This window comes from Microbacterium sp. UBA3394 (assembly GCF_002358725.1).
Lineage (GTDB): Bacteria > Actinomycetota > Actinomycetes > Actinomycetales > Microbacteriaceae > Microbacterium > Microbacterium luteum.
On record NZ_DEPK01000203.1, the window covers coordinates 1 to 7,640 of the forward strand.

The 7,640-nt window shown below is 68.2% G+C and carries 8 protein-coding genes; all 8 read right to left on the bottom strand.

Annotated features, from left to right (window positions below; translation table 11 throughout):
• A partial coding sequence (locus B4E30_RS12770; protein ID WP_286795483.1) for a mechanosensitive ion channel family protein occupies window positions 1–705 on the bottom strand: 705 nt, incomplete at its 3' end.
• Window positions 706–790: 85 nt separating this feature from the next.
• The gene (locus tag B4E30_RS12775; protein WP_286795484.1) at window positions 791–1,420 is read right to left on the bottom strand and encodes a TMEM175 family protein; all 630 of its coding nucleotides are present in this window, start codon (window positions 1,418–1,420) and stop codon (window positions 791–793) included.
• Between the two features lie 20 nt (window positions 1,421–1,440).
• The gene (locus B4E30_RS12780; RefSeq protein WP_286795485.1) at window positions 1,441–2,949 is read right to left on the bottom strand and encodes a sulfatase-like hydrolase/transferase; all 1,509 of its coding nucleotides are present in this window, start codon (window positions 2,947–2,949) and stop codon (window positions 1,441–1,443) included.
• 7 nt (window positions 2,950–2,956) lie between these two features.
• A complete protein-coding gene (locus B4E30_RS12785; RefSeq protein ID WP_286795486.1) occupies window positions 2,957–3,976 on the bottom strand; it encodes an aliphatic sulfonate ABC transporter substrate-binding protein in 1,020 nt (339 codons plus the stop codon).
• Window positions 3,977–3,996: 20 nt separating this feature from the next.
• Entirely contained in the window at window positions 3,997–4,815 is an 819-nt protein-coding gene (locus B4E30_RS12790; protein ID WP_143003678.1) for an ABC transporter ATP-binding protein, read from the bottom strand.
• On the bottom strand, window positions 4,812–5,675 hold the full coding sequence (locus B4E30_RS12795) for an ABC transporter permease (protein ID WP_286795487.1): 864 nt from the start codon (window positions 5,673–5,675) through the stop codon (window positions 4,812–4,814). Before B4E30_RS12795 ends, B4E30_RS12790 begins: the two co-directional genes overlap by 4 nt.
• 40 nt (window positions 5,676–5,715) lie before the next feature.
• Entirely contained in the window at window positions 5,716–6,948 is a 1,233-nt protein-coding gene (locus B4E30_RS12800) for an ROK family transcriptional regulator (protein WP_286795488.1), read from the bottom strand.
• 88 nt (window positions 6,949–7,036) lie between these two features.
• Window positions 7,037–7,438 (bottom strand): DUF779 domain-containing protein, encoded by a 402-nt coding sequence (locus B4E30_RS12805; RefSeq protein WP_286795489.1) that lies wholly within the window; start codon window positions 7,436–7,438, stop codon window positions 7,037–7,039.
• Between the last annotated feature and the right edge of the window lie 202 nt (window positions 7,439–7,640).

Below are 7,640 nucleotides of genomic sequence, written 5' to 3' on the forward strand. Positions count from 1 at the left end.
CACGACGTAGCTGAGGGTGATCTCACGGATCTTGCCCCACTCGCCCTGCACGACGACGACGTCGCCCACGCGGATCGCCTCACTGAAGGCGAGCTGCACCCCCGCGAACAGGTTCCCGAGGATCGACTGGGCGGCAAGACCGGCGACGATCGAGGCGACGCCGGCCGACGCCAGCACGCTGGCTCCCACCGCCCGCACCTGGTCGAAGGTCATGAGGATCGCACCGAGCGCGAAGATCACGATCACCGCCACGACGAGCCGGCGGATGATCTGCAGCTGCGTGCGAGCCTTCCGCGCCGAGAAGCTGTCGCTCTCGGTGAGCTTGTAGCGCCGGGTTCCGCTGTCGACGAAGAACAGGAACACCTGCGCCAGCAGCCAGGCGGCGGAGGCGATGAGCGCAATCCCTAGCGCGTGCTGCACGCCGGTCCTGAGGTCGTCGCCGGGCAGGGCGATGGTCGCCACGAAGACGGAGATGATGAGCACGGTGGTGCGGAACGGCCAGGCCATCCGGGCATGCAGGTCTTGCGCCCACGGCAACCGTCTGCCGACGAGCGAGAGGATGACCGCCACGACGATGGCGACACCGATCGCGATGCCCACGGCGATCGCCAGGGCCATGCTGAACCCGGTCCACGTGCGCCAGCCCTCCTGGAGGGCCTCCGTCACGTTCTCGCCGAGATTTTCGTCGTCAGTGGTGAGGAACACACCACTCCCTTCTGTCGCCTGCCTGCCACGGTAGGCAGGCGGCCATGGCGCTGACCAAATCGTCGCGCATACTCAGACCGATCACTCAGGCGTCGCTGATGCGGCGGACAAGGAACGCACTGATCGGCTGGGTGAGGAAGAGCAGGAACAGGGCGGAGTATCCGATCACCGGCACCACGAGCGCGACCGCGAGCGACACGAGGAAGAGCGCCGTGATCACCCATCCCGTCACCAGCCCGCGGCGCAGGTCTTCCTTCGACTCCGAATGCAGCATCGGATGCCGCGCCAGATACACGCGCGTCAGGTTCAGCACGATGGAGGTCACCGCGAGAGACCCGATGTAGATGGTCTCCTGCAGCGGATCGTTGTCGAAGGCCGTCGTTATCGCCGTCGCCACCGGCAGCCAGACGATCGTGAACATCCACGCGACCGACAGCCAGAGCAGCGACGAGTCGACGCTGTCCACGCGCTTGAACAGCCGGTGGTGAGTGATCCAGAAGTTCGCGATCAGCACGAAGCTCAGGACGAAGGTGACCAGCGCCGACCACTCCTCGCGCAGCCACGTCTCGACCGACCCGGAACCCGCGCCGGCGTCGCTGACACTCTCCATGAGCGGCAGGATGAGCAGGGTCATGGCGATGGCCACGACCGCGTCGGTGAACGCCTTCAGCCGCTCCGCCGTCGGAAGTCCGACCGGTTCCCGTGTGCCCGCCATGCCCACACGGTAGCGTCCCGTCAGCCGACGCGTTCGCCGGACCGGTAGGTCGTCTCGTCCAACCCTGACTGCGTGGGGTCGTAGTCGACGTCGCCCACGTCGTACATCGTCGTCATCCAGTGGTAGAAGTTGTCGCCTCGCTCGCGCAGCGCGACGTAGAGCCGCCGCATCATGCGCCCGCGCACCTCCGCCATCTCCGGATGCGCGTACACGTTGATCAACTCGTCGGGGTCGACCTGCAGGTCGTAGAGCTCATTGACCGAGTCGGGGTTCACGACGAGCTTGTAGCGGCGCTCGCGCAACATGCGCTGCGGATAGGGGAAGTGGTGTCCGTGGAACTCGCACACGATCTCCTCGGGCCACACCGGGCTCTCGCCGCGCACCAGCGGGAGCAGACTGCGCGAGTCCACCGCGGGCGACGGATCGATGCCGGCGATGTCGAGGATCGTCGCCGTCGCGTCGACGAGCGACACGAACTCCCCGCGCACCTGTCCCGCGGGGGCGCCCGGCACGCGCACGATCCCCGGCGTGCGGTAGATGTCCTCGTACATCGCCGGACCCTTGTCGTGCAGGCGGTGCGCACCCGTGAACTCGCCGTGGTCGCACGTGAAGAACACGGCTGTGTCGTCGACGAGCCCGAGCCGGCGCAGCGCATCCATCACCCGCCCGATCTGCTGATCGATGAGGGCGACGTACCCCCAGTAGACCGCGATCAGCTTGCGGGTGACCTCGATCGGCATGGTGTCGAAGGTCCAGTGGGCGCTGTAGTTGCGCTGCACGGGCGGCTTTCCCTCGAACGTCTCGATCACGGACTTGGGCAGCTCGACGTCGGCGGGATCGAACATGTCGAAGAACTCGTCGGGCACGATGTAGGGCAGGTGCGGGCCGAAGAAGCTCAGCTCGAGGAAGAACGGCGTGCCGTCGCGATCGACGTCGGCCGCGTAGCGTTCGAGCAGCTCGATCGTGCGCGTCGCGAGGTAGTACTCGAACGTCGCCTCCACCGGCTGGTGGAGCCGGGCAGCCAGCAGGTTGCCCGGCCCACCGTTGGGCAGCGTGCCGCGGATGCGGTCGCTGATCGCGTAGGGCGGAAGGTTCCGCTCACGCAGGAAGCCGAGATAGTCCTCGTTGTCGACCGGATTGTGCCACCCGGGAAGATCCGGACCGTCGAACCCGAAGTCCGCGGCGTTCTTCTCCGTCCCGGCGTGCCACTTGCCCACGAGACCGGTGTTGTACCTCTTCTCGCGCAGCGCCTCCACGAACGTGAAGGTTCCCGGGGTGATGTCCTCGAGGTATCCCACGTTGCGCTCGTGGTTGGCGAGCACGCGGTGACGGAACGGCGCCTGCCCGGTGAGCAGGCTCGCCCGCGCGGGGGTGCAGATGGCGGTGGGGGTGTACCAGCTGTCGAATCGCGTGCCGGTCGCGGCGAGCTCATCGAGCACCGGCGTCGCCGCGAGGGCGTTGCCGTACGAGCCGAGGGTGTCGGCCCGATGCTGGTCGGTCATCAGGAAGAGGATGTTTCTCGGCGCCATGTTCGTCTTACTCGCCCGCCTCGACGAACATCTCGCCCGTGTAGAACTCCGCCGGCTCGACCGGTTCGCTGAGCTTGCCCGACTCCACGAAGTAGTCGACCATGCCGTTCAGCCACGAGTCGACCGTGCCGTCGAGGGTGAGCGAGTCGAGTTCCTCGAGCGAGAGCACCTTGTTGTTGGATGCGTCCGCCGCGACGTCCTCTTCGGCGAGCGCGTTGTAGGCCGCGGTCAGCGCAATGGCCTCTTCGGGGTTCTCGTAGCGGAAGACCATCGCGTCGCGCAGCGCCTGCAGCACCCGCTCCACCTTCTCCGGCTCGTTCTCGAGCACGTCGTTGCCCGCGACGAACGCCGTCGGGAAGGCCACGGTGTCTTCGAAGTCGGAGTTCTCGGCGAGCTCGACGAGATCGGGCACCTGCTCCTTCACGGTCGCGAGTGCGGGGTACCACAGGCCCGCCGCATCCACCTGACCCGACGACAGCGCCGCGACGATCGCCGACGGCTCCATCGGCACGAGCTCCACATCGTCCTTGGTCATGCCCGCCTCGGCGAGCGCGAGCGTGAGGATCATGTCGCCCGAGGTCCCCTCCGGCACCGCGACGGTCTTGCCGGCGAGCTCCTCGATGCTGTCGATGCCGGGCTGGGCGACCACGCGGTCGGACTGGCCCAGGGTGTTCATCGCGATGATCTTCGCCTCGCCGCTGGCCGGCAGCCAGAACGCGCCCGGACCGATGTAGCCGAAGTCCAGGTCGCCGGTGCCGAGTGCCTGGATCTGCAGAGGGCCGTTGGTGAACGACGGCGTCTCGACCTCGAGTCCGTGATCCTCCCAGTAGCCCTGATCGTCGGCGATGGCCAGCAGGCTGGTGCCGTTGAAGTCGGGGATGTAGCCGAAGTTGACGCTGATGACCTCTTCTTCGGCCCCCGCCTGCTCGGAGCCGGCGCTCGTAGAACCCGAGGCGCATCCGCCCAGTGCCAGAGCAGCGGTCACCCCGAGGGCGACGGTGCCCGCGAGTGTCGTGTGCTTTCTCATTGCTGTGATCTCCTTGATCGTCAGGCCGACCGGGTCGCGGTCGACGAGGTCCCGGACTCACCGGGGGTCTGGTGGTAGACGGCGTGCCACACGCGGTTGCGCAGCTCAGCGAACTCCGGGCTCAGGCGCGCCTCTTCGGTTCGCGGATAGGGAAGGTCGACGTCGACGACGTCGAAGAGGCGTCCGGGTCGAGCCGCCATGACGATGACGCGGTTGGCGAGGAAGACGGCCTCGTCGACGTCGTGCGTGATGAACATGACCGTTCGCTTCTCCTTGCTCCACGTGTCGAGGAGCTGCTCCTGAAGGCGCACCCGGGTGAGCGCGTCGAGCGCGCCGAACGGCTCATCCATCAGCAGGATCGACGGGTTCACCGCATAGGCGCGGGCGATGGCGCAGCGCTGCTTCATGCCGCCGGAGAGCATCTTCGGCAGCGCGTCCGCGAACTGCTGCAGGCCGACCATCTCGATGAAGTGCTCCGCTCGCTCGCGGCGCTCCCGCTTGGGAACGCCGGCGACCTTCAGGCCGAACTCGACGTTCTTGCGCACGCTCAGCCAGGGGAAGAGCGCGTACTGCTGGAAGATGACCCCGCGTTCGGGGCCGGGTCCCGACACCGAGCGCCCGTCGACCAGGGCCTCACCGCCGCTCGGCTCCTCGAGCCCGGCGAGGATGTTCATGAGAGTCGACTTGCCGCATCCGGACGGTCCGACGACCGTGACGAACTCGTTGTCGGCGATGTCGAGGCTGACCCGGTCGAGGGCGACGAAGTCCTCGCCCTTGAGCGGGAAGGTCTTGCTGACCTCTCGCACGGAGATCTTGGCGGTCGTGGTTGCCGTGCTCATCGTCGCTCCTGCCATCCGGTCAGCTTCGTCTCGGCGAACAGGAGGAGACGGTCCATCACCAGGCCGAGGATTCCGATCACGACGATGCCGACGAAGATCGTCGCCAGGTCGTAGTAGATCTGCGCCTCCTGCATGCGGCGGCCGAGACCGGCCTGCGCTGCGAGCAGTTCGGCCGCGACCAGCGTCGCCCAGGCGGATCCGAGTCCGACGCGCATCCCGACGAGGATGAACGGGGTCGAGGCGGGCACGACGACGCGGGCGAAGATCGTGCCGTCCTTGGCACCCAGCACGCGGGCGGCGTTGATGAGCGTGCGGTCGACGCTCACGACGCCCTGGTAGGTGGAGATCACGCACGCGAGATACGCGGCGAGGAAGATCACCACGATCTTGGGGATCTCGCCGATGCCGAGCAGCACCAGCACGAGGGGCAGCAGCGCGAGCGGCGGGATCGTGCGGAAGAACTGGATCCACGGCTCGAACAGTCCGCGGGCGACCGTGTACCAGCCCATGAGGAAGCCGACGGGGATCGCCACCGCCGATCCGAGCAGGAACCCGCTGAGCACGCGGCCGAGGCTCGCGAGGATGTCCTCCTGCAGGATGCCCGCGCTCCACAGCTGCGCGGCGCGCTCGACGACCTCGGGCGGGGTGGGCAGCTGGAATCCCGAGAGGGCCAGCACCCACCAGATGCCGATCCCGCCGACGATCGAGATCGCGTTGAGGATGATCAGCTTCGTCCGCTTGCCGAGGCGCCGACGCTGCGGGCGGCCCGCTCCGGTGGGCACCGCGAGCGCGGTGGTGGCGTTGCCGCCGGAGGCGACGGCGCGGTCGGCGGCCTGCTCCTGCGCATCGGTCATCTTCATCGCCTCCATCGGGGGCCTCGGTCTGGTCGGGGAGAAAGGGTCACGGTGCGCTCCTTTGCTGTGACACAGGGGATGAGTGGCCCGACGGCTCGGGATAGCCGGCGAGAAGCGGGGACTGGTGGAAGATCGCGGCGATCGCACCGAGCGCTCCATCGGTGTCGCGAAGCTGCCCGGGTCGCACGGTGTGAGGCTGGTCGGTGGGGATCGAGTACACCTCGTAGCGCAGGGTGGCCGCCGCCTGCTCGATGATCACGGGGGCGGCGTGGACGATCTCGCCACCGATGACCACCTCCCGCGGATTGAGGGTCATCGCGACACCGCCGAGCACGTGCCCGATGGTCGTGCCCACCCGGCGCAGCACGCGGTCGACGACGGGGTCGCCCTTGGCGACGGCGCGGCCCAGCGCCTCGATGCTGTCGACGTCGGCTCCCGCGTCGCGGCACGCACGCAGGATGGCGGACGCGGACGCGACCGTCTCGAGGCATCCCCGCTTGCCGCACCGGCACGGGATGCCCTGCGGGTCGGCGGTGATGTGGCCGATCTCGCCCGCGAAGCCGCGTGATCCGGTGACCAGCCGCCCCGCGACGACCAGCCCACCGCCGACGCCGTCAGAAAGGCGCAGATACACGAGGTTGTCCACGGCGTCGGGGCCGGCGATCGCCTCGGCGAGGGCGGCCAGGCGCGTGTTGTTGTCGACGATGACGGGAGCCCCGAACCTCGTCGAGAAGGCGACGTCGACTCCGACGGGTGCCGGCAGCTTCTTCCAGCTGACAGCCGGGACCTCGCCGTTGGTGTTCGTGTATGGCCCGGGCACACCGATGCCGATGCCCTGCAGCGCGCCGAAGTGCACCCCGGTCTCGTCGCTCATGCGCTGGATGAGGGCGAAGGCGCGTTCGATCCGCTCCTCCCAGGGCGTGTCCTCGGGGTACCGGTCGACGGCCTGCGCGATCACCTCGTGCGACGCATCGGCGGCTGCCGCGTGGACCCGGCGGTGGCCGAAGTCGACGCCGAGGAATTGACCGGATGCCGGGTCCAGGGCGAGGCGCTCCGCCGGTCGCCCGCTGCCGGACCGCGTCGCCGCGTCGGTGTCGGCGACGACGATCGCGCCGCGACGCAGGAGTTCGGAACCGATCTCCGACAGCGTCGTACGGGACAGCCCCGTGCGCCACGCGAGCTCGTTTCGACTGAGTGCACCGTGGGTGCGGAGCGCGCTGAGAACCCGCTCCTCGTGGGTGCGTCGCACCAGGGCGTGGACACCGGTCGCCGTCGACATGAGAGCAACCGTCTCAGCGCCGAATTTTTCCGTCAACACTCCGACAGAAAAAGGTGGTCATTCGGTCGGCTGCCGACCGAACAGAGGGTCACACGGCGGCCGCCGGCCCCAATCCGAAGTGGGTGAGCTCGGCGTCGTCGAGCATCCGCGACCGGATGATGAACCGCTTGCCCGTCGGGCCCTCCACGCTGAAGCCGGCACCGCGCCCGGGCACCACGTCGATCGTGATGTGCGTGTACTTCCAGTACTCGAACTGCGCCTCCGAGATGTAGACCTCGATGGGGTCGTCCAGGCCGACGTCGAGCGAGCCGAGATGCACGTCCGACGGGCCGGTCAGGAACATCCCGACGGGGTAGCACATGGGTGCGCTGCCGTCGCAGCATCCACCCGACTGGTGGAACATGAGCGGGCCGTGGGTGGTCGTGAGCTCGCGCAGCAACCCGGCGGCCTCATCCGTCACCGCGACCCGACTGTACGTCGTGTCATCCATCGGAGCGTCCTCTCGTGCGTTTCGTCTCGCCTCCGGCTCGCTCAACGACCGGGGGTGGCCGGGTGTTGGGGGTGGGGTGTGCCCTGACTCAGGGCCGGAGGGGCTGGACGGGGCTGGAGGCGGCCCGCACCGCCCGCTCAGCCTGAGTCAGGGCACACCCGGGGGTGGCGAGGGTGGTTCAGAAGAAGCCCATCGCGCCTTC

Bases quoted from the DNA above. Each gene is read 5' to 3' on its own strand.
- B4E30_RS12795 (WP_286795487.1), bottom strand. From the start codon at position 5,675: ATGAAGATGACCGATGCGCAGGAGCAGGCCGCCGACCGCGCCGTCGCC.
- B4E30_RS12785 (WP_286795486.1), bottom strand. From the start codon at position 3,976: ATGAGAAAGCACACGACACTCGCGGGCACCGTCGCCCTCGGGGTGACC.
- B4E30_RS12805 (WP_286795489.1), bottom strand. From the start codon at position 7,438: ATGGATGACACGACGTACAGTCGGGTCGCGGTGACGGATGAGGCCGCC.
- B4E30_RS12790 (WP_143003678.1), bottom strand. From the start codon at position 4,815: ATGAGCACGGCAACCACGACCGCCAAGATCTCCGTGCGAGAGGTCAGC.
- B4E30_RS12780 (WP_286795485.1), bottom strand. From the start codon at position 2,949: ATGGCGCCGAGAAACATCCTCTTCCTGATGACCGACCAGCATCGGGCC.
- B4E30_RS12800 (WP_286795488.1), bottom strand. From the start codon at position 6,948: ATGTCGACGGCGACCGGTGTCCACGCCCTGGTGCGACGCACCCACGAG.
- B4E30_RS12775 (WP_286795484.1), bottom strand. From the start codon at position 1,420: ATGGCGGGCACACGGGAACCGGTCGGACTTCCGACGGCGGAGCGGCTG.